At 57.5% G+C, this 21,107-nt stretch carries 16 protein-coding genes; 9 read left to right on the top strand and 7 right to left on the bottom strand.

Annotated elements, in window-relative coordinates:
- Positions 1–91 precede the first annotated feature (91 nt).
- Entirely contained in the window at positions 92–5,653 is a 5,562-nt protein-coding gene (locus ACQ7C1_RS18430; protein WP_430959347.1) for a DUF3320 domain-containing protein, read from the top strand.
- A 223-nt stretch (positions 5,654–5,876) separates the two neighbouring features.
- Complete coding sequence (locus tag ACQ7C1_RS18425) at positions 5,877–6,035, top strand: hypothetical protein (RefSeq protein WP_430959346.1); 159 nt, start codon at positions 5,877–5,879, stop codon at positions 6,033–6,035.
- A gap of 142 nt (positions 6,036–6,177) precedes the next feature.
- On the opposite strand, the gene ACQ7C1_RS18420 is transcribed toward ACQ7C1_RS18425, so the two are convergent.
- From ACQ7C1_RS18420 to ACQ7C1_RS18410, 3 genes are all read right to left on the bottom strand, one after another.
- Positions 6,178–7,563, bottom strand: a complete 1,386-nt coding sequence (locus ACQ7C1_RS18420; RefSeq protein ID WP_430959345.1) for a pentapeptide repeat-containing protein — start codon at positions 7,561–7,563, stop codon at positions 6,178–6,180.
- A gap of 128 nt (positions 7,564–7,691) precedes the next feature.
- Positions 7,692–8,366 (bottom strand): hypothetical protein, encoded by a 675-nt coding sequence (locus tag ACQ7C1_RS18415; RefSeq protein WP_430959344.1) that lies wholly within the window; start codon positions 8,364–8,366, stop codon positions 7,692–7,694.
- The gene (locus ACQ7C1_RS18410; RefSeq protein ID WP_430959343.1) at positions 8,366–8,884 is read right to left on the bottom strand and encodes a hypothetical protein; all 519 of its coding nucleotides are present in this window, start codon (positions 8,882–8,884) and stop codon (positions 8,366–8,368) included. Before ACQ7C1_RS18410 ends, ACQ7C1_RS18415 begins: the two co-directional genes overlap by 1 nt.
- 306 nt (positions 8,885–9,190) lie before the next feature.
- Between ACQ7C1_RS18410 and ACQ7C1_RS18405 the strand changes: the two genes are divergently transcribed.
- Positions 9,191–11,398, top strand: a complete 2,208-nt coding sequence (locus ACQ7C1_RS18405; protein ID WP_430959342.1) for an McrB family protein — start codon at positions 9,191–9,193, stop codon at positions 11,396–11,398.
- 17 nt (positions 11,399–11,415) lie between these two features.
- Positions 11,416–12,519 carry a 5-methylcytosine-specific restriction endonuclease system specificity protein McrC gene (gene mcrC / locus ACQ7C1_RS18400; protein WP_430959341.1) on the top strand — a complete coding sequence of 368 codons (1,104 nt, stop codon included), beginning with the start codon at positions 11,416–11,418 and terminating at the stop codon, positions 12,517–12,519.
- 181 nt (positions 12,520–12,700) lie between these two features.
- Here mcrC and ACQ7C1_RS18395 read toward each other — a convergent pair whose 3' ends face one another.
- From ACQ7C1_RS18395 to ACQ7C1_RS18385, 3 genes are all read right to left on the bottom strand, one after another.
- Positions 12,701–13,387: a DUF2971 domain-containing protein gene (locus ACQ7C1_RS18395; protein WP_430959340.1), complete on the bottom strand. Its 687-nt coding sequence runs from the start codon at positions 13,385–13,387 to the stop codon at positions 12,701–12,703.
- 130 nt (positions 13,388–13,517) lie between these two features.
- Positions 13,518–13,724 carry a hypothetical protein gene (locus ACQ7C1_RS18390; protein ID WP_430959339.1) on the bottom strand — a complete coding sequence of 69 codons (207 nt, stop codon included), beginning with the start codon at positions 13,722–13,724 and terminating at the stop codon, positions 13,518–13,520.
- Positions 13,725–13,729: 5 nt separating this feature from the next.
- Complete coding sequence (locus tag ACQ7C1_RS18385; protein WP_430959338.1) at positions 13,730–15,655, bottom strand: UvrD-helicase domain-containing protein; 1,926 nt, start codon at positions 15,653–15,655, stop codon at positions 13,730–13,732.
- Positions 15,656–15,897: 242 nt separating this feature from the next.
- On the opposite strand from ACQ7C1_RS18385, the gene ACQ7C1_RS18380 reads away from it, so the two are divergent.
- From ACQ7C1_RS18380 to ACQ7C1_RS18360, 5 genes are all read left to right on the top strand, one after another.
- Complete coding sequence (locus ACQ7C1_RS18380; RefSeq protein WP_430959337.1) at positions 15,898–16,713, top strand: hypothetical protein; 816 nt, start codon at positions 15,898–15,900, stop codon at positions 16,711–16,713.
- Between the two features lie 629 nt (positions 16,714–17,342).
- Positions 17,343–17,936 (top strand): AAA family ATPase, encoded by a 594-nt coding sequence (locus ACQ7C1_RS18375; RefSeq protein ID WP_430959336.1) that lies wholly within the window; start codon positions 17,343–17,345, stop codon positions 17,934–17,936.
- A 35-nt stretch (positions 17,937–17,971) separates the two neighbouring features.
- Positions 17,972–18,280, top strand: coding sequence for a hypothetical protein (locus ACQ7C1_RS18370; RefSeq protein ID WP_430959335.1), 309 nt, complete (start codon positions 17,972–17,974; stop codon positions 18,278–18,280).
- An 812-nt stretch (positions 18,281–19,092) separates the two neighbouring features.
- Positions 19,093–19,506, top strand: a complete 414-nt coding sequence (locus ACQ7C1_RS18365) for a papain-like cysteine protease family protein (RefSeq protein WP_430959334.1) — start codon at positions 19,093–19,095, stop codon at positions 19,504–19,506.
- A gap of 172 nt (positions 19,507–19,678) precedes the next feature.
- A complete protein-coding gene (locus tag ACQ7C1_RS18360; protein WP_430959333.1) occupies positions 19,679–20,266 on the top strand; it encodes a hypothetical protein in 588 nt (195 codons plus the stop codon).
- 383 nt (positions 20,267–20,649) lie between these two features.
- On the opposite strand, the gene ACQ7C1_RS18355 is transcribed toward ACQ7C1_RS18360, so the two are convergent.
- On the bottom strand, positions 20,650–21,107 hold a 458-nt coding region (locus ACQ7C1_RS18355; RefSeq protein WP_430959332.1), incomplete at its 5' end, for a hypothetical protein.

Below are 21,107 nucleotides of genomic sequence, written 5' to 3'. Positions count from 1 at the left end.
CACTAAATAATCGCCCAAGTTGCTTTCTCGCTACTGGACCATCGACCCAACTTTATGCATCAGTTGCACCCATGGGGAATGAGGTGAATTCATGCAAGCTGGCAATACACATGCAGCGGAAAGTTCCGAGCAATCGATCTTCGACAGCAATCTCTCAGTAGAGGCAAAGATTGAACGAGCACGAACAGAGCTGCTCGACCTATCAGCAAGAAACAGACTCCTGAACGTTCCCCGATTCTCCAAAAGCGCCAAGACGATCGACATCGTGGACGAGAAATCAGCCGAGATCTTTCGGGTGCTTGTCACTGAAGGCAAGTCCATGACTTTTTTGGCTGGAGCCAAGGGAAGGGATCCGAAGGACGGCGAGGACGCCGAAGACCTGATTGAGCTTGCGCTGCCCGATGACGACGACCGCGATGAGAGCGGCCGTCTGACACGGCATTCGGATACTAAGCTTCAAACCAAGATGACCCCGAATGCGCTTCAGAAGCGGTTGCTGGATCTCTACTTCGATGCCCGCACTCTGGAAGAAGAGCAAGGCGTCAACATCCTATTCCTCGGGCTCGGCACGCTAAAGTGGATCGACCCCCAGAACGCGGAAAACATCCGTTATGCGCCCCTCGTTCTCGTACCAGTCTCGCTTATGCGCGGCAGCGCGGCTGAACGCTTTAAACTGAAGGCACGTCCTGAGGACTTTGCATCCAACCTGTCGTTGGAGGCGTTTCTCGACCGGGTTCACAAGATTCGGATGCCTGACTTCGAGGCAACCGACGAATTCTCCTTCGAGTCCTACGCGAGTCAGGTGGCAGCGGCTGTGTCCGTGAAGCCGGACTGGTCCGTCCAGCCGGATGACATCGTTCTCGGCTTTTTCAGCTTCGCGAAATTCCTTATGTACCGCGATCTCGACCCGGCACTTTGGCCGGCGGACGGGAAATTCACCGAGCGTCCTCTGATCACCGGGCTTGTGTCGAATGGTTTCGAACGCGGCGACGCTATTCTCGACGATGATACGAAGATTGACCTACATATCTCCCCCAGGGAGATGACGCACATCGTCGATGCAGACAGTTCGCAAGCGGTGGCTATCCACGAGGTCCGCCGCGGGCGCGACCTTGTCATCCAAGGGCCACCCGGCACGGGAAAGTCGCAGACGATCGCGAACATCATTGCCGCAGCGGTCGCGGACGGGAAAACAGTCCTGTTCATGGCCGAGAAAATGGCCGCTCTCGAGGTCGTAAAGCGACGGCTCGATCAGGCAAGCGTTGGCGACGCGTGCCTTGAACTTCACTCCAGCAAAGCGAACAAACGTGCGCTTCTCGCCGAACTGCAGCACGTATGGGAGCTGGGTGCCCCCAAAGGCGAGGCCGCCGAGGCCCACGACCGCCGTCTGCTGGAAACAAGAGATAGCCTGAATGCGCATCCGGATCGGATGCACCAGATTTACCATCCCTACGACCTCACGCCCTACCAGGTGATCGGTCACCTGACGCGCCTGCGTAGGATGGGCCTGCAGCCATCGGATATCGAACTTCCAGCGGCTGTCGGTTGGAGCCCGGAGGCAAAGGATCAAATAGTCACCATCCTTTCTGAACTGGCGCAGCGAATTGACGATATCGGTCTGCCTTCGAAACATGCCTGGCATGGTGTCGGCCTTACAGGCATTACCCCCCTCGACCTCGAGAGACTTACGACACGCTTGACCGATGCTTCCGGGTCGTTGGCTGACCTCGGGAACTCGATGAGGGATGTGACAGACGCCCTCCAGCGCGAGCCTGCGGATTCCATCACGTCCTTCGAGGAAGTTCGGGTGCTGGCAGAGCGTCTCGCGACATGCCCTCCCGACATATCGTCTGAAGCTTTGGCTAATTCGGCATGGGAGACCTCTCCGCAGCAGATCGCGAGCGTCATCCGTGACGGAGCGGAGTTCCTTCGCCTGTCCGAGCAAGTGCGCGCTCGGTTTAACGACGCTGCGTGGGGAGCGGAGACATTGCCTCTCGTGACCACGCTCCGGCGGCTGCCTGCCACGTTTTCTCAATCAGGCCATCAGACCATCGAGCAGCTCGACACCTTGTTGCCGAGGTTCCTGAACGCCGCCGGATCGCTCAAGCAGATGCTCGGTGTGAACGCGTCCGCGACTCTTGGCTCCATCGGCAGGCTGTTGACCATCGGCGAGAGAGTGGCTGACGCACCCGATGCGAGCCCTGACGCATTCGTCGCGGCAATCTGGGAACGTGGCCTGGATCAAGCCAGTGATCTCGCTGAGGCCGTGTCGACGTATCGCCAGATGAAAGCGGAACTGACTGGCAAGGTAAGCGACCAAGCCTGGGACATGGATCTGACGGCTGCGCGAACGGCTGTGGCCGTCCATGGCCAGCGTGTCCTCAAGTTCCTGAGTGGCGATTGGCGGAGGTCCAAGGCTCTTCTGCGCACTGTCATGTCGGAAACCAACCCAAGCGAAATGGTCCGGCTACTCGATCTCTTGCACAAGGGCAAAGCGGCGCGCGCGGCGATCAAGGACGGCGATAGCCTGGGCCGCGGTGCGTTCGGCGCCGACTGGCGGGGCGAAAAGTCCGATCCTCAGCCGCTCGAGAACCTCGTACTGTGGATGCGCAGCCTTCGCGGGGTAGGGGCCGAAGCAAGGCAAATCGCCAGCAGATTGACAGACAAGGGATCGGTGGCGACACGGTGCGAGCAAGTGAGAGCGCTGCTCGAGGATACCCGGAAGCTGATGTTCTCGCTTTGGAGTGACCTCGGCGACGGCACGCCCCAGCTCTTCCAAGCTGCCGCTGGACCGGACGAGGCTGTGCTGACGCAGGCTTCAGCCGTGCTCAAGGAAATTGCGACGGCCGACCGTGCGATCGCGGCGTTGACGAACGCTGTTCCCGAGAACAACGCCGCCCGGATAGCGGCACTCGAGCTTCTGGCAGCCGCGCAGGCCCGCAAGAGCGCAGTCGAGAACTCCGGTGAGCTAGGGGTTGCGGCATTCGCCAACCTTTGGAAGGGCGCGGCCTCCGACTGGATGAAGCTTGCTGCCGTCTTCGACTGGCTGTCACGCAATGGTGATGTTCGACTACTGGCCTCCCGGGTAACCGACAGATCCGATATCGCGACCAAAGCACAGGCTGCGGCATCGCACGGCGAACGGTTTGCCGCCGAGTTCGAAGTCATCCTGAAATTCCTGCAAGCGGATATTGCCGCGCTCTTCGGGGCGAGCAATGTCGCCCAGGCCTCACTCACGTCGATCGGCGAAAGGCTCTCCCGGTGGATCGAGAGCGACGAGCAGCTTTCGAAGTATGCTGCCTACAACGGACGCGCCAACGACGCCCGAAATCTCGGCGTCGGTCTGGTCGTCGAACGCCTTCAGGACGGCCGGGTCGCTACAGCCGATGTCATCCCGTACTTTGAGATGGCTTTTTACGAGGCGATATTGCGCCATCAGCATTCGCAGGATCCGGATCTCGCGAGATTCGACGGCGAAGTCCACAGCAGGCTGGTTGGCGAATTCGCATCGCTCGACCGGAACCGCATGCGGATTTCTCGACTTGAAGTCGTGAAGGCACATCACAGGAACATCCCGGCGGTCAGCGGCCTCGGTCCTGTCGGGATCCTTCGAGGAGAAATGGCCCGGCGCCGTAACCACATGCCAATCCGGCAACTCATGCAGAAGGCTTCGCTCGCCATTCAGGCATTGAAGCCAGTCTTCATGATGAGCCCGCTGTCGATCGCCCAGTTCCTGCCGCCTGGTGTCTTGGAATTCGACTTGCTCGTGATGGACGAAGCCAGTCAGATCCAGCCCGTGGATGCGCTGGGTGCGGTCGCTCGCGCAAAGCAGGTCGTGGTCGTCGGCGACGAGAGACAGCTACCACCGACGAAATTTTTCTCGAAGATGACGTCCGGAACGTCGGACGACGATGACGACGGCGGCGCGCAGGTCTCCGATATTGAGAGCATTCTTGGTCTCTTCTCTGCCCGCGGTCTACCTGAGAAGATGCTTCGCTGGCATTACCGCAGCCGCCACCAGTCACTCATTGCGGTCTCCAATACCCAGTTTTACGACAGCAAGTTGTTCATCGTTCCCAGTCCTTACACCAAGGAAGCCGGGATGGGACTGCGGTTCAACCACATTCCAGACGGGACGTTCGAAGACGGAGTGAATAAGGTGGAGGCGAAGGCGGTTGCCGAAGCCATCATCCGGCATGCGCTTAACTCACCCGGCCTTTCCCTGGGCGTCGCGGCTTTCTCGATCAAGCAACGGCGGGAGATCCAGGACCAGCTCGAACTTCTACGGCGGCTGAACCCGCAGACGGAAGAGTTCTTCCATTCGCATCCTCACGAACCGTTCTTCATCAAGAACCTGGAAAACGTGCAGGGCGACGAGCGCGATGTCATTCTGATCTCGGTAGCATACGCCAAGGGGCCAGGTGGCGCGCCAATGAGCATGCGCTTCGGACCGCTGGGCGCCGAAGGCGGGGAACGCCGCCTGAACGTCCTCATCAGCCGCGCAAAACGCCGCTGCGAAGTCTACGCCTCAATCACAGACGATGACATCGATCTTGAGCGCGGCAAGGGGAAGGGCGTCATCGCTTTCAAGCTGTTCCTGCACTACGCGCGGACAGGGCGTCTGTCGATGAATCAGCGCACCGACCGCCAGATGGACAGCGTCTTCGAAGAACAGATCATGGCAGCTCTTCAGGAGAGGGGATATCAGGTTCATCCGCAGGTCGGGATCGCAGGGTTCTTCATCGATCTCGCCGTTGCCGACGAGGCGGTCCCCGGCCGTTATCTGCTTGGTATCGAGTGCGATGGTGCCGAATACCATTCGTCCCGCTCCGCGCGCGACCGCGATCGGTTGCGCCAGGCTGTCCTCGAGGATCATGGCTGGAACATCCATCGCGTATGGAGCACGGACTGGTTCCAACGCCCGAAGGCTGAACTCGATCGTCTCATAGCAGCAATCGAACAGGCAAAGGCCAATGCGCTATCTGGGGATCATGCCACACAGGTTGCAACAAGAGCGGTTCCGGTCGAAGTCGTCACGATCGAGCGGGCGGATGTCAGTGAGATCGGTCTGCAGCAGGTCTCCTTTGAGACCACGACGCCTCTCTACGAGGAAGTATCGCTCACACCTAACACCACGACCGAGCTTCACGAAGCGCCTCTTGGAGTACTCGTTGGTTTGATCAAGCAGACGGTCGAGGCAGAAGGCCCGATCCATCGGGACGAGGTGATCACGCGCATCCGTACAGCGTGGGGACTGCAGCGCGCAGGCAACCGGATCGATTCACATGTCGGCAACGCCATCCATACGGCGGTCAACGCGGCGCACGTCTATAGAACCGGTGACTTCCTGCTGTGGCCTGGCGCCGAAATCCGCGTTCGGGACCGAACCGCTGTCGCGTCGCCGAGCCTGCGCCGGATTGAGATGATCCCGCCGATGGAAATCGATCAGGGCCTGACGTCCCTCATTGCAACGAGCTTGGGTGCCACCGAGAACGAGGCCGTCAACGCCGTCGCGCGCGGCCTTGGGTTCAAGGCGACCAGTAGCCAGTTGCGTGACCTTATCGTTGCTCGGATTAAGGCATTGAAGTCCGATGGAGAGCTCGCGGTCCGAGATGGCATGCTGGTCGCCGGAAATGCCGCGCCCGCTCAGTGATGAGGTCATCCGTTCGACTGATTCCCGTCCGAATGCGGGCACCTCGGCGTCTAAGGGACTTATTTCCTGCGGCGTTGGCGATCGTGCTTGTCTCAGCGGCCGCGCTGGAAGCTGCCAATCGGCCATGCAGTGGTGCGAAGGGTGGTATCGCAGGCTGCCGGGCGAGACCTTCATCTGCAACGATGGGTCCGTGTCAACCAGCAAGAAATCGTGTTAGGCCTACATGGGAGGAGCCGTCGGGCTCCTCGGCGGAGCGGAAGCAGAGATGTCACCTGCCGTCAGCGGCGAATGTTCCTGCCGCTCGGGAGCATACTGCACGGGTCCACGCGGTGGCCGCTACTGCATTTCCGATAGTGGAAAGAAGAGCTACATGCGGAAATAGTGCGACTGGGCGGCAAAATCTGGATTGATGGCGGAGTCCAAGGCGCCGTGCATTGGTGCTTCGATCCGGACGGAGACAAGCGGCTCGGACATCTGTCCGACCAACCCAGGACCCCGCTCATCCGCAGGAGCGGGGCCTTCCTTTAGCAGCCATCTGGCTTCGCGGCCTGTTCGTCGCCTCCGGTTCGCAGAGACGGATCGCATAAGACCGGACCCTGAAGGCCGCCGGGAATTCCCTTTGGGGGGCGGTCGCGCCAAGCCCAGGCTCCAGCAAGCCCCGTGCTCGGATAGCGAGCTCGTACTTGATCTTCTGTTTCTTTGGAGTCCACATCCGCGTCAAAGTCCCAATCGCTCATCTTCAGGCTTCGTTCAGCGCGAGAGTATCCACGGTAGAAGATTTGCAGGAGCTCGTCCGGATTGTCCTTTTGTCGGGCCTTTTCCGAGTCGTAGTTGTCGAACTCGGCGTCGCTCAGATTCGCACCGTCGAAGTTGAAGCGTGTCAGATCGGCCTTCACGAACTTGGTCCCCGAAAGATCAACATTCTTTGCCGTACCGGAAATCTTCGACTTGAAAACGGTGGCGTGGACGATCCTCGGCAGGTAGTAATTGAAGCCGATCGAATTGTCGACGGCAAGCTGGTTGATCACAATATCTGCGCCGACATTGATGTCCGAATATCCGACCACGCAGTGATCGCAGTCGAGTCCCAATTGTCCCGACAAAGAGGTTCCAAGAACCCATGCCTTTGACAGGAAGATGAAGCATGGTGAGACGTTCGATCCGGACTTTGCCGGCGTCTCGATTTTAGTGTAGTAAAGTTCCGCCTCATTGAACTCCAAAAGACCGCATTGCTTATAGCCGTCCAGGATGGAGACGCTTATGGAGGAGTCACGGAAGAACGCATTGCTCGCATGGAACCGGTATTCCTGGGCGTAACGCGAGGAGGCTCTGTCGAACCCGCTGGCCTCGGGTATCGATGTGTTTATGTGGGTGTCCGCAACGAACGATTTCTGAAAATTGGCCCCCGTGAGCACGCCTTCGAATTCTGAATTAACAATGAAGGCGCCTTCGAGGTTTGCCTTGATCATCTCTGTGGATTTGAACGACGAACCGTCGATAACCGAACCGACGAAAGATGTCTCTGTAAGATCACTGTCGGAAATCTTTGCGCCGTTTATATTTGAACGGTCGGCAATCACGCTTGTCAGGCTAGCGCCTTTCAGTTCGAGGCCGTTCAACGATACGCCCTTCGTCCCGATTTCCGGCACAAGGTACAGGTTGTCGAGCTTGCTCTTTTTGACAAACCATCCGCCTTCGTTCAGGGAGGCAAGTTCGTTGGAGAGTGAAATCCCAGGCCGCGGATTGGAGATGGCGGACCATGCGGAGGTCGCGGCTTGGATCTCTCGATCGCGTTGACCGAACACAAATAGCACCGCTCCGGAAATGATGCTCAGACTAGCAAGGACGTTACAGACTTGAATAGTCTTCTGGAGGGCGCCTTTCCCCCCGGCAATAATTTTCTCGCGCACGAAAGATACCAAAGTGATGGACAACGAGAAGATGCTAGAAGATTCGTCGATAGCAACAATGACGAACCCTCCGATATCCTTAGCTATCCACATCAACTATTAGGCTTCAAGGTGGGGGAACGTGACAACTATGGCCGCGAAGACTTGAAGTGATCGAAGGTCGTTTCGAACTTGCCGATCAGCCGTGCCTCGAGTCTTGTATTAAGTGGCGTGAGGCCCAGTTCGTGATCCTTCCGGTGCGCAGCGAACAAGGTCTTCACATTGGGGGCTTCGGCAGTTCCGACGAAGTATCGATCACCCTTGTAGACGTCATTCAGCAATCCAAGGAATGAGCGCCCCAGGCCAATCCCGATCCCGGAGTTCAGATAGAACTTGCACTCGACCGCAAGCACGAGCTTGCTGCTCCTAGGCTCGACGCTCGAGGTGCGGCAAATGTCGGCCTCGCTCTTGTAGAGCACCGCGACATCGCATTCGTGCGCGATATGCGAGCGACCCGCGACAAAGATGCCCACATGCGCTTCCAGTATCGGTCGCCCGGTGAACTCGATTTCGGCGTGGCAATAGTCGTGAGCGCGCGAGAAGATGTTGGACGGTGACGTTCGGAACCAGAAGCTGGCCGGACGTTTGCCATGCCTGTCTCGGAACCTGATTGTCGCGCCCTCATTGCGGGCAGCTTTAAGCACGAGAGCCCAGATATAAGCTTCGTAGAGGTCATACCCGGCTGACGCACTGTTCAGATTGGCTTTGGGAAGGCCCGCCAGTGCGGCGTCGATTTCGGTCAAGAGGTTGGGACGTATCGGCATCAGACAGCGGCCTCACTTGATTTGGCCAGCTCCGTTCGGATCTCGTTGATGAGGGTCTCCAATGTCGTTGCGTCCATCGAAGTCGTAATCAACTCGCCAGGCGTCACCGTTCGTGTCGGAGCGTTTACGACATCATTGCCAAACCGGATGACGCCATCGAATTCGTCTACGTCCAACTCCTCCAGCGACCTGTTGATCTCGGCCGCCATCCGGGCAGGGGCGACGACAGACGTCTCGACGCCACGGAGCAGAATCTCAAGTTTCTCGCGACCGGAGAATTCCTGCCTTTGAATGAAGTCCGCGCTTGATGTGCTGGCAGATCGGCGACCCGCGACAGGATCGAAGATTTCCCGCTCGCCGGGTACCTTGAGCTTGATTTGGACCGCCTTTCCGGCTTCAATTTCAGCCAGTATGGGGGTCAGATAGTCGTCATCGCCCTGAAGCTCGTCCTGATCTCTTCGCGTGGTCAGGATCGTCACCAGCTCATCGTAAAGCGCATCCACTTCGCCTTCATCCATGCCTATATCGTCTTTTCGTGTGAGTTGCATTTTCTTTGTCGTTTCTATCGCGGCGGGCGAAAACCTCAAGCGGCTTCATCAGGCCGCGCACAGGGAACTTACCAGGAGATTGTACGGTGCTTAGACCGATAACGATTTTTGGCAAAGCGTTGTCGCCATCGATCAGCAGCGCCAAGGTTCGGGAATTTTCTTGTGGCCGACGGTTTTCCCGTGTCGGCGGAGAACTCGCAATCCGATTTCAACTTCTTGCCTGCCGAGCCGACTCCACTTATCCGACAAATTGAGGAATGATCCGAAGGATTCGATGTGACAGACCTAGATCGGACAGAGCTGAAAAGTCTCTATGAAGGCGAGTTTACCTCATATCGAGAGGAGGACTGGGCAAGGGAATGGCGGCGGAAGTATTCCGAGCAGGTTCGCCGGGTACAAGACGCCGATTGGGAAGAGTGGCGCACACCGGCTTTCCAGGAGATGATATGGGACAGCCCCGCGGTGGCGAGCATCGGACCGGGCCAGTCCGTTACGGTCCGCGGAGCATACGAAGATGAGGGGCTCGCAAGACTTTTATTCGACGCTAGAGGCTCCTTAACTGATCTTGCGCTGGAACAGCGTGGTGGGCGCCTTCAAAAGCTATATGATGAAGTAATGACGCGCGTCTTTCCGACGCATTCGAAACGTCGTCCCAGAGCGAGGCTGACGCGGCTTCTGGCTGCCATGTTTCCAGAGGATATGACAAGTATCGCAGATGCAAATCGTATCTGGCGAGTCCAAAGGCGTCTGTCGGCGCCCCGGGTAAGCGGCGATTTCATTGCGCAGCATCCTACGGTACGCTCGGCGCTCCAGGATGCAGTCGGCAAGGCTGAGACACTGGAGCAGAAGGTCGATCAAGCCATCTTCGCCTGGTTCCTTTGGCAGAAGTATTTCGGCAAGCCGGATGAGGGAGCGGTCGTAACGCAGGCTGCCCAGCGCGAAGCGTCCGCCGTGCCCCCGTTCTCCATCCTCCCCGCCAACGCGCAGCGGAGAAGCCTGACCTGCGTCAAGGGCAACATCGAACTTCTCATGGCCATGGTCCGCGAGGCCGAGCATGGTATCAGCCGTCAGGATCTCGTCACCGTCATTTTGACAGAAGCCACGCAGCTCAATGCAGCTTCTGCAGGGAACATCCTATCTCAAGCGATGGGCGGCCTTGGACTCCTGCGCGTAGATGGCAGTGATATCTACAGGCCCACCGACCGGGGCTTGGAGCTTTTGACTGTCGATGATCCGTCTGCAGTTCTTCGTGGCCCGTTGATAGGACGGGTCTTTGGCATGGGGCACCTGCTTCTGATGGTTAGGAGAGAGCCAGGCGTGCTGAAGCCGACGGATGCTGCGAAACGTCTGCAGTCGCACGTGCCCACTTGGAAGTCGACCCAGCCGGGCTCTCACATCTGCACATGGGCGCGGCTCGTGGGCTTGATCGACGTTCAAAATCCCGGAGGGGTCCTGGTCCTTACTGACGACGGAGAGGATTACGCTGCCGCGTTGCCAGAAGACTTCGAAGCTCAGTGGTCTTTCCATTCCGGCGATGAAGCCCTTTCCGGCGCTATGGAGTTTGCAGAAGACAGGCCCACTGTATCTTCAGTCGCCATCAGGCGCTATGACATCGACACGATCGTTGAAGAGGGATGCTTTCTGCCGCCTGACGAAATCCGAGCCGCGCTCGAACTTCTTCGGAGGAAGAAGAATATCATACTCCAGGGGCCGCCTGGCACCGGAAAGACTTGGCTTGCCAAAAGACTCGGCTATTCCCTGATTGGAGCGCGCGATCATCAGAGACTGACAGCAGTGCAGTTTCAACCCACCCTTTCATATGAGGATTTCGTCCGAGGGTGGCGTCCAGATGGAACCAAAGGATTGCAATTGGTCGACGGCGTTTTCCTCGATGCCGTCGCCGCCGCTACCCAGGAACCTCAGACGCCGTACGTGCTTGTTATCGAGGAGATCAATCGCGGCAATCCCGCACAGATATTTGGCGAGATGCTCACCCTCATCGAGGACAGCAAGCGAAATGAAGATGAAGCCCTTCGTCTAGCTTATCCCAGAACTATAGAGGAGCGGAGATACGTTCCGGACAACCTCTATATCATAGGGACGATGAACGTCGCCGACCGATCGCTCGCCCTTGTCGACCTCGCGCTACGGCGCCGCTTTTCATTCGTATCGCTCGCACCACAATTCAATGACGCTTGGAGCAAATGGCTCCTCGACCGCGGGGCACCGGCGAGGCTCGTGTCTCTCATCGGAGAAAGGATGCGGTCACTCAATGCGGCGATTGAAGGCGATCGTGCCCTCGGTAGGCAGTTTCGGGTGGGGCACAGCTTCATGACCCCTCATGCAGCACCAGCAGACGAAGAATCTTGGCGATCCTGGTACCTCGATACCGTGCGCGCCGAACTTGCGCCGCTCCTTGAGGAGTATTGGTTCGATAACGATGAAGCGGCGAGAACCCAAATCAGTCAGCTCTTAGCCATTTGATGATCGGGAAACGTCCGGTGGACACTACGGACCAAAGAACGGCTACCTGGCACAGCCACGTCGGCATTCCGGTTCGCAATCTGTGGACCTTGTTGGTCTACGCGTCCCGACTGGCACGTTTCCTCGATCCCTTCGCGGCGCGGGTCGAAAGCGACGCAGTATTGCCGGATGTGCTCGGGCGGCTACTGACATTCGCAGTGGAGCGTCGGCTCAGGCGAAGTCTTTCACTTGGCTACCAGCGGCGCTCAGAGGAGTTAAGTCGTGTCAGAGGTCGCATCGACTGGATGAAGACAGAAGCCGGCCTTCTTCTAAGCCGGGGGAGGATAGCATGCCGCTTCGAGGAACTAACGACTGACACGCCGAGAAACAGATTAATCCTAGCAGCTCTCGTCCGGGCGCGAACGGCTGTGGAAGACACCGAACTTGCGTTCAGGTGCGGGAGCCTCGCGACCACACTGCTTGATGCCGGAGTCTCACCCAGGCCACCATCGCGCTCGGAATTCTCACGTGAGAGGTTCGGCGGCAATGATGCCGACGACGAACTTGTCGTGCGTGTGTCGGAACTCGTGTTGGATCTGGCGTTGCCGTCGGAGCAAGCTGGTGATGTCAAGATGACGAGACTCGATCACGATGAGCGTCTTCTACGGCAAATCTTCGAGAAAGCTATTGCCGAGTTCTACCGCCATGAATTCCATGGGCGCGATGGATGGAAAGTAAGCAGCCAGACGCAGTTCGCATGGGAAGCAAGGGACGCGACAGATGGCCTCGGCGCCATTCTGCCGAAAATGCATGCCGACGTAGTTCTGCAGCAGGGCATTGCCCGACGTCTTATCCTGGACACCAAGTTCACGGGAATCCTGACCGATCGCGCTCATGGTTCCGAAGGACTCAAAAGCGCGCACCTTTATCAATTATACTCCTATGTCCGCTCTCAGGCCGGCCGGGGCGACGTTGCTGCCGATTGCGCGGAAGGAATTCTCCTGCATCCTTCCCTGGAAAGGCATGTCGACGAAGCTGTTACGATTCAGGGGCATCGGCTTCGCTTCGTCACGATCGATCTCGCGTCCGACCCCGAAAAGTTCCGGCGCGATCTGATCGACATCGTGAAAACACGACGATAGGTTGGGCAGCGATCGTCGTGGAGCGATATGCCGGATTCCTCGCGTCGTCAGATTCGATAGCTATACGGCATGAAATGTCTCGATCCGCGGCAAATGATCGACTGGAAGGAGCGCCATGGGAAACCACGGCGTGATCGGATCTTGTTTCCAGGTTAGCGCGAGATGGCAAGTATTCCCCGTCTTATGGGGCCTTCTTAAGCGGCTTCAAAATGATACTCCGGATGACCTTGAAGTACAGGTTTGACGGGCGCGTACGGTGAATGACAACGGTTCCGCCAACGCTGTCGCGCAACTTCTTCAAGCGATCCATATCAACTTTGCAACGCGGCCCTACGTAAATCATCTTGAGAATCATGTCGGGTCCGAAGTCTTCGAAATAAAGGTCGTTCACCATATCAGGCTCGCCCAACGGGATCAGGCGACGATATTCCTTTTCATACTCCCACGCCTTGAACTTAATGTGGCCGATTTCTTCCAATTCCTGCTCAGTGAGTTCTGCAACACGCTTCTTGTCGTAGCTCGAAAGTCGTGGCCGTGATGTACGATAGTTTACTTTCTTCCAATTTGATTTTTTGACCTCAAAGCCGAGACAGATACCCTTGTGACTGTCTGCATAGTGCCCCCACAATAGAGGCTGCTGCCAGCTCTTGCTCATGCATAGCAGACCAGTACTCTCATCAAGCTTTTCACGAACTTGCTTGACAGTCTTCAGATCATCTGCATTGACGGTCGCGATACCAATGAAATCAAACGGATCATTCAGTTCCCGGAACCGCGCCACCTTGATCCGCCGATCCCGTAGACTTTCAAGCGCATACTGCTCCTTCGTAAAGTAGTACAGCATCATCGTTTTTGATTGTTTGGACATCGCGGCATCCTCAATGCTGTTGCCAGATGGCTCTTGGTTCCTTGCCAGGAGCAGGACCCGGCATGGATGTTGTGTTCTCACCGACTGTTACCGCCACGCGAAGACTCGGATGATGCTCGGTATCATGAACTCAGGCAGGAACGTGCTCGGATATCCGTCCAACAACGCCTGCCAGACCGGACGGCCGAAATAGGATTTCAGCGAACTTCTTTTCGAGCGCGTCGACCCGTCGGCCGTCGGTTCCCATTGGAGAATAGAGGTTGCCTGTGCTCTTCTCGGCGAATGCCTTCAGATAACTTTGCGGAACCCAATGGCAGCGTTTGGTGGTCTGAGCCATGCGTATCACTTGCCAAACAGCCAGCCCAGCAGGCCTCTGCGAGCAGGCTGCCGGCGGACATCCGGCACGACTGGGGGAACTGCGACGCTCGGTGGAGGCGACGCTGGTCTCGTACGCGCGGCTTGGTGTGGCGCCGGGGTTGGCGGCCTTCGACCCACGTCCTGGGGTCTCGAAGGGGCAACCTCGACACGCGCGCGCTGCGGTGTGATGCCGCGCTCAACGAAATCCATGATCGTTGACGGAACCTCCAAGGATTCCTTCGCTCGGGTCAGGGCGACGTACAGGAGGCGCATTTCCGCAAGATCGGGTCCGCTGTTCTTTTTGTCCGTTGGACTGCTTCGTAGGAAGTCGTCCATGAGGCGAACAGACTTCCATTCCCGTCCCTTGGATTTGTGCGCGGTGGATATGATTAGGTCGGCCTTTTCCTCATCTACGGTTCTGTTCAGCGCCCACATCAGTTGCTTCTCGCCGCGCTTCTCGACGAGATTGACGAACATCACCAGATGCGCGCCTTCGTCCGTGCGAGCGAACTCGACCACCTCGTTCCAGGACTTGAAGCCGAAGAATGCGGGGCAAGTCGACGGCTCGTTCTCCTTAAGCGCCTGGACACCGCGAAGCATGTCCATCAGTTCGGACTTGTCGCCGACCAGATGAGGCTTGCGCGCGGTGTCCAGCGCTTCGATCACCGCACTGATTGTGGTCGCGTTCGTTCGGGCGAGAACTGCGACAGGGTTGTTTACAGCGCCGATTTTGCTGACGATGTTGGGATTCCCCCGCACGGGCTGGCTCTCGCAGAGTTTCACCAACATCTTGGTCGCGAGATCGGCGATGGCGTTCCCAAAACGGAATGAGGTCGTCAGGTAGGTGCTGGCGTCCGTCTCGATCGACTCCATGGCATTCACGGCGCCGCGCCATTCGTAGATCTGCTGGTATCGGTCCCCAACGTAGATCAACTGCCCGCGCTGTTTCTGCAGGATGTCGAGGACGACAGGATTGGTGTCCTGGGCCTCGTCCAACATGATGTAGTCCGCAGCGATGATCGGGCGCGAAAGACCCCAGAGCTTCAGGTAGCCGTCGTGACCCAGGGGCAGGGGATCCCGCTCTGAGAGCATCCGGCTCCAGACTTGTCGCGCACCATCGAGCGCGAAACTTGAGACCTCTTGCAGAACATCCTCTGGGGCGGCCCTGAGGGCGCCGAGGGTCGGGACATGCTGCTGGCCAATCTCGTCATCCGCGCTCTGGGCATATCGTCTGATGGTCTCAAGGTAGAGATATCCTTGGGAGTCCGGCGTTACGGGATATTTGTCGCCGAAGCGGCGGCGCTTGATGTCCAGGACTTCCACAAGCTGCTTTGCCGTGCACTTGTTCGTCAGCTTCCCGATATCCTGCTTGTATCCCGCAGGTGCCGCGCGAAATGCCAGGCTGTGTGAGGTCGAGCAGTCGACCGTATCCGGGAACTTCTCGCCAGCGTCTGCGACGATGCTCTTGTTGAACGCGAGATACTGTCCGCGAAGTCCGGTGGCATTGGCGAGGAGCTGGAGCGTGGATGTCTTGCCGGATCCTGCAAACGCATTGATCTTAAGGGATTTGCCTTGCAGGAACGCGTCGAGCGCGGCGGCCTGCTCTTCGGTCGGTTTGTATTTTGGCTTCTTGCGGCTGCCGGGTCTGGTGTGGACGGTCGCGGACTTGCTGCCTGGTCTCCGGGTGCCCGTGGGCTGCTTTGCATCTCCGAAGAGATCTTGTTGCTTCAAGGGTGCCTTCGCCAAGGCCGACTCGACCTTCTTCCTAAGGTCTGGTGTCTTCTGGTTCTTGTTTCGGAAGGAGAGTTCGTGGTCGAGAAGCTTGAGATACTCGGAATCTCTGTCGCGCGCCGCTTTTTTAAAGACCTCCTCCAATTCAACGAATGACTTCGAAATAAAAGGGCGCTGCACGACCGATTGACTCACCTGACAGAAGTGAAGGCACTATCAACTAAGAGATGCATTTATTCAATATTTATTAAGGCGCGTCAGTCCCTAGCGGTCCTTCACCTTTCGACCGCGGCGCGTCGGTCTTTTCTGCGCGGAATCGGCCTCGTTACGCATGATGTGGACCATTCGTGCTGGCCGCGAAGCAAGTGTCGAGGTATCAGTACGCATATCTCCAGGAACCGTCCTGCGCACGAAGGCCGCTGATGAATTACAATGCCAAACAGCACAGTTACGAAGAGATCCGTGAAGCGATCATTGATATCATCACGCGCGCCAGTAATGTACCAGAGCAATGGGCGTCCCTGATCCGGGAACTGGAGATCGAACTCGCGAAGCGCGATGGAGTCGCTTCGTTGGATCTCTCGTCCATATATGGGTCACAGACCATGCATCCCTATGACAGGGAACTGGCACGTGACGCTTTTTGGGATCTTTTCCGACAGGGAATGATCACACTTGGCATCAACGATATGAATGCGGCGTGGCCGTGGTTCAGGTTATCTCATCTCGGTAAAACGGAGTTGCTGGCGCAGAATCCGCTGCGATTTCATGACGCGTCGACGTTCATTGCATTGGTGAAGGGACAGGTGCAGGACATCAGCAGCGAGGCGCTCGGTTATCTGTATGAAGCAGCGGGCGCTTTCTATGCCGATTTGTTGCTGTCTTCGTGCGTGATGATTGGCGTTGCGGCCGAGGCAGAGTTCGTTCGTCTGGTCGATGCCGCCGCGGCTCATCCCACTCATGGCAGCCGGTTCAACGCAGCCCAGAAGGCGGAGTTCATCGGTTCGAAGGTCACAAAATTTCGTCAAGCGTTGGATGCTATGCGACCCGACCTGCCTAAAGCGATCGTAGAGAACCTAGAAGTTCTGATGACGATCCAAGCGGTCATCCGAACAGCACGAAATGAGGCCGGACACCCAGTCGCCACGGTGGTCACTAGGCAGCAGGTCTACGTGTTCCTGCAGCTATTCGTCGACATGGCGCGGCAGATGATGCTCTTGAGGCAAGTCTTGTCCTGACAGCAGAAGGTATTTGACCTAGAACTTGTTGGAACGCCGCCTTATCCGCTCTCGACCCACCGCTCAGGCGAGCCGTAGAGACAATGCTCACTTCGGCGGCCGCCAGCTCCTTACCGGGCGCTTGATTAACGGCGATTGCGAGAGGCTTGCGCCGGCCAATTCACCGTCCAATCATCAATGGACGCGGAGTTTGGACCAAATGAAGTTTGATGAGATGGACCCTAGGAGCCAGAATCAGATTGCTCCGAAAATAGCCATGGGAGCAATCCGAACTGGAAGCCTTCCAGGACTGACGAAGGCTATTGGGATGAAAAACGATCTCGACCAATCAATGGTCATTGAATGGGCCGTGGTTCAGAAGACGGAACTCGATTGGGTGGAGATCGAGAAAACGCATGGAAGAGGCGCCATGCTAAATCTTTCTCACCCCCTGATCAAAAGCATGTCCCGCCAATCAAGGCGGTTCCGGCTGCCAGCCTGCTCCGTTGAGAACGCAAAGCGATATTCGACGGCGATATCTCTCCCTCATGGTCCGGGTTCGGACCATCGGGAACGCCCTGGCTGAAGACTTCAGAAAGAGCCTCGACCGCTGCAGGACTGGGCCACGAGCGTCACGATGGCGAGAAGCAGTGTCAACGCTCGAGGCCGACGACCTTTTCGCGGAAGCCGACATCCGCGAGCTCCTTGGAGGCGAGGGCGACGAATGGGCCGCCACTACCGAGGAGCGTTTCGGTCGCCTGAGTTCCGGCCACGCAATCGTCCTACTTACAATCACCCGGCTCGTAGAACTCGTCGATGAGCGGACGCTTGTGATGATCGACGAACCTGAAGGCCATCTTCATCCTCCGCTTCTTTCGGCATTCATAAGGAGCCTTTCCAGGCTGCTCGTTTCGCGCAATGGGGTCGCCATTGTCGCCACGCATTCTCCTGTCGTCCTTCAGGAGGTGCCGAGATCAAGCGCCTGGAAAATTCGGCGATCGGGCAGGAAATCCGAAGTGGAGCGCCCGACGATCGAAACGTTTGGTGAGAACGTGGGTATTCTGACGCGCGAAGTCTTCAGCCTTGAGGTGACGCGAACAGGATTTCACCGTTTGCTCGTCGAGGCGGTGTTCGACCGCAACCTTAGTTACGAGCAGGCCGTGGCCCGGTTCGGCAATCAATTGGGAACGGAGGCGAGGGCGATCATCAGAGCGTTGGTTCTCGAAAGGGACCGCACGCAGTGAGATCGCTTCCAAGGCCGCCAAGCGCGGCAAAGAACGTGCTGGACGCCTGCGTCAACAGCATCCGCGACGAGAGGCTCAATAAGAACCTCCTGCTCGCCTCTGCATCCATTGTTCTCGCAGAGGCGGAGTATTTCGCCCGAGGACCTGACATGACCCTCTTCTCCATACCCGGATCAGACAGCGTGCCTCCTGCAATGACGACAGCCGACATGAAGCGCGTCTATGCGGGCACGTTCGTGAAGAGCAAGGTGACACGTGGCATGTACGACCTTCTGAAGGCGGCGCCGCGCAATGACATGTGCCCCCTTTGTTCTCAGCGCACCGTATCAACCCTAGACCACTAACTCGCGCAAGCACTTCATCCGGCCTTGACGGTCGTGCCACTGAACCTCGTCCCAGCTTGTGCAGAATGCAACAAGCTGAAGCTCGACTACCAGCCGTCATCGGAGGCCGAGCAGAGCTTCCATCCCTACTTCGACGACTTCGATGACGCACAGTGGTTGGTGGCCCGGGTTATCGAAACGTCGCCAGCCGCTGTCCGCTTCTGGGTTGCTGCCCCCGCGGGGTGGAGTGCCACGAAGGTCTCCCGGGCGGTACGGCACTTCGAGGCTTTTCGCCTTGCATCGCTATACGCCAGCCATGCAGGCGTCGAGATCAGCAACATCCGCTACTCCCTTGAACGCATCGCCGGGAGGGGTACGCCGCATGACGTCCGGCTGGATCTGCATGAGCGGGCGGAGAGTGCGCGACACTCTCAACTCAACTCATGGCAAACGGCAACGTACCAAGCCCTCTCGGCCTCAGACTGGTTCTGCGCCGGTGGCTTCAGGGCGTAGGAATGCGAATTCGGTCCGAGGGAATGCCTGCCTATAGCGCAGCCGTGGCAATTATTTTTCGCACGGCCTGAATGAAGTTGGAGCCCTTGCGGCTTATCGTGAGCGCACAGTGTATGCGATTGCGGACAGTGGTCTCGATGGACTCAAGCGGAAAGCGGAGGACCGCTTCTCATTGCGTTAATCGTGAGAGATTGTCGTTGCAATTCGAGCTTGCGCAGCTCCGCAGTGTTCTGGGTAGTCGAATTTTTTACCTGACACCGCTAGACGAGACCGGGACAGGAGACAACGACCCCGGCCAATCAAGATAGCAAGAGCATCGCATGGACAGATCAGAACTCGAGGCGTACTTCCTTCGAAAGCGCCTTCGGAAAAATGCTTCCAAAGGTAGAAGCTTCAACTTCACCATACAGAGGCAGGAGCAAACCAATTGGTGCTGGGCGGCAGTAAGCGCCACCGTTGTGCAGTACTACCACAATGAAACGTACTGGAAGCAGTGTGACATCGTGGCAGAGGCATTGAAGGAGGACGCATGCTTTGGTGATGCGTCAGCGCCTCATATCAATAGGCAGTGGGAACTGGACAAAGCTTTAAATATTGTCGGTTGCTTGAAGGTGATGACAGATAAGAACGTGCCCGAGGAGGTTGTCTTTCACGAGATCGCCGAAAGACGTCCATTGGGCGCCAGGATCCATTGGAAGGGCGGTGGCGGCCATTTCGTGGTCATCAGAGGCTGATTCATCGGAGAGGACGATGCTTTGTGGTACATAGTTGAAGACCCTGTCAAGAATGGTGGAGGCACAAGGACGATGCCCGCCGCTAAATTTGAGAAGGCTTTCGGGCGGCTGGGACACGGTAGCTGGTCACATTCGTACTTCGTCCGGGATCCGGCAGCGGTTGGAGCATAGAATGTCGATCTTGAAATCCTCATGTCCCGAGGGATGCCTTTCGATCTTTGCCGAGGGGCTGGCAAATGTTCGCATTCTGCCAAGCGATAAGATCACCTTTCCAACCCCGGTGGCCGATGATCCTCTGCCAGTCCATGTTTTCGGTGCGGACCAAGCTGCGGTCGGTGATCTCGAAGATCCGCCGGGACTATATCGATTCTTCTTCCGCGTGGCAGGAAAGGCGATGCTGGCGGATCTGGATTTGGAGCCGGACGGGACGCTGTCCTTCAACTCCTTGCTGGAAGGCGAGGGTGCAGAACTGTTTGACCAGGTTTTCAAGGCCGTGGCCGAATTTGCGACCACCGCTGATGATGACTTTGCTATCAGCATCATCGAGGTTCCTGCACTCTACGAGATTGCACTGCGGCTTCGTGGAAAGAAGGCTGACTTTGTGTTCGAGGTGCTCCGGCGTGGGGAGGCTGGGGAGGGCAAGGCTGTTCCTTACATTCAGTACGTGGCCGAGCTTTCCGACGATGCCTCCCGGAGCTACATCTTCGCCGACGACGCCCAAGGTCCGACCGTTCCCAAAAATGATGGTCCAGTCCGGTAGCCAACCGCATCTCAGGCAGCAGCCAGTTGCGAGACGTGATCGTTGCTCGCATCGAAGCGCTTAAGTCCGATGGCGAGTTGTTGGTTCGAGATGGCATGCTCGTCTCGGGGAATGCGATGGCGTCTGCTCAGTGAGGAAGCCTTTCAATGTGACATGCCGAGGATTCCGTCGAATTCTCGCTGCCCGCCGCTTGCCCACCATGGTAAGATCGAACATGGGCTGGAGGCTTGGGCCGGTACCTGGGGTGGCCCCATCGGAGGTGAACGTCGCGTTCTGGAACGGCCTCGTATATATGGAATCAAGACTGACACGTCCGCACAGGGAGATTGCCGCGCATTCGCGGCGATCGGCTTTGAGGACCGGGGTGCGTAGACGGTCACCGATCAGAAATCGATGCCGTCGAACGATGAAGCCTCGAGCTTCGGCTTCCGCCGGTCTTCCTCTTCCTCGCGATTTCTGATCCCTCTTTCCAGCATGCGTGCAAGCGCCCATGGACTGTCCTCGGCGAAGAGTCCTCCGGACTCAAGTAGGTCACCAAAAAGCTGCAGAGGAACCCAGTCATGAGTTTCGTAGAAACCACTGACGAGGTCTTGGTCAGGGCGGATCCTGGCGATCTCCGTGTCACCCATCTTGAATTGCAACGTTTCGCCCCTTCGGACCCGTATGCCTGCGTTAAGAATCGAGGGCGATTTCCAGAGTTCGCGCTGGATCTTGGTCGCATGGCAGATACTGGTTACCAGCCCCTCTATGTTGAGTGTGTTTCTTATCCCCTGAAAGACGAAGGCTTCGCCATTCCTGAAGAATCCCACTCCGTCTTCGAGACCTCTGACCATAGCTGAGC

Source organism: Rhizobium sp. Nf11,1 (assembly GCF_050587665.1).
GTDB lineage: Bacteria > Pseudomonadota > Alphaproteobacteria > Rhizobiales > Rhizobiaceae > Rhizobium.
The sequence above is the reverse complement of the archived record's forward strand: the minus strand, read 5'-3'. Positions and strand labels throughout refer to the sequence as shown.

Excerpts from the sequence above, each read along its gene's own strand:
- ACQ7C1_RS18430 (WP_430959347.1), top strand. The coding sequence starts at position 92 with ATGCAAGCTGGCAATACACATGCAGCGGAAAGTTCCGAGCAATCGATC.
- ACQ7C1_RS18425 (WP_430959346.1), top strand. The coding sequence starts at position 5,877 with ATGGGAGGAGCCGTCGGGCTCCTCGGCGGAGCGGAAGCAGAGATGTCA.
- ACQ7C1_RS18415 (WP_430959344.1), bottom strand. The coding sequence starts at position 8,366 with ATGCCGATACGTCCCAACCTCTTGACCGAAATCGACGCCGCACTGGCG.
- ACQ7C1_RS18410 (WP_430959343.1), bottom strand. The coding sequence starts at position 8,884 with ATGGATGAAGGCGAAGTGGATGCGCTTTACGATGAGCTGGTGACGATC.
- ACQ7C1_RS18395 (WP_430959340.1), bottom strand. The coding sequence starts at position 13,387 with ATGTCCAAACAATCAAAAACGATGATGCTGTACTACTTTACGAAGGAG.
- ACQ7C1_RS18390 (WP_430959339.1), bottom strand. The coding sequence starts at position 13,724 with ATGGCTCAGACCACCAAACGCTGCCATTGGGTTCCGCAAAGTTATCTG.
- ACQ7C1_RS18380 (WP_430959337.1), top strand. The coding sequence starts at position 15,898 with ATGAATTACAATGCCAAACAGCACAGTTACGAAGAGATCCGTGAAGCG.
- ACQ7C1_RS18365 (WP_430959334.1), top strand. The coding sequence starts at position 19,093 with ATGGACAGATCAGAACTCGAGGCGTACTTCCTTCGAAAGCGCCTTCGG.
- ACQ7C1_RS18360 (WP_430959333.1), top strand. The coding sequence starts at position 19,679 with ATGTCGATCTTGAAATCCTCATGTCCCGAGGGATGCCTTTCGATCTTT.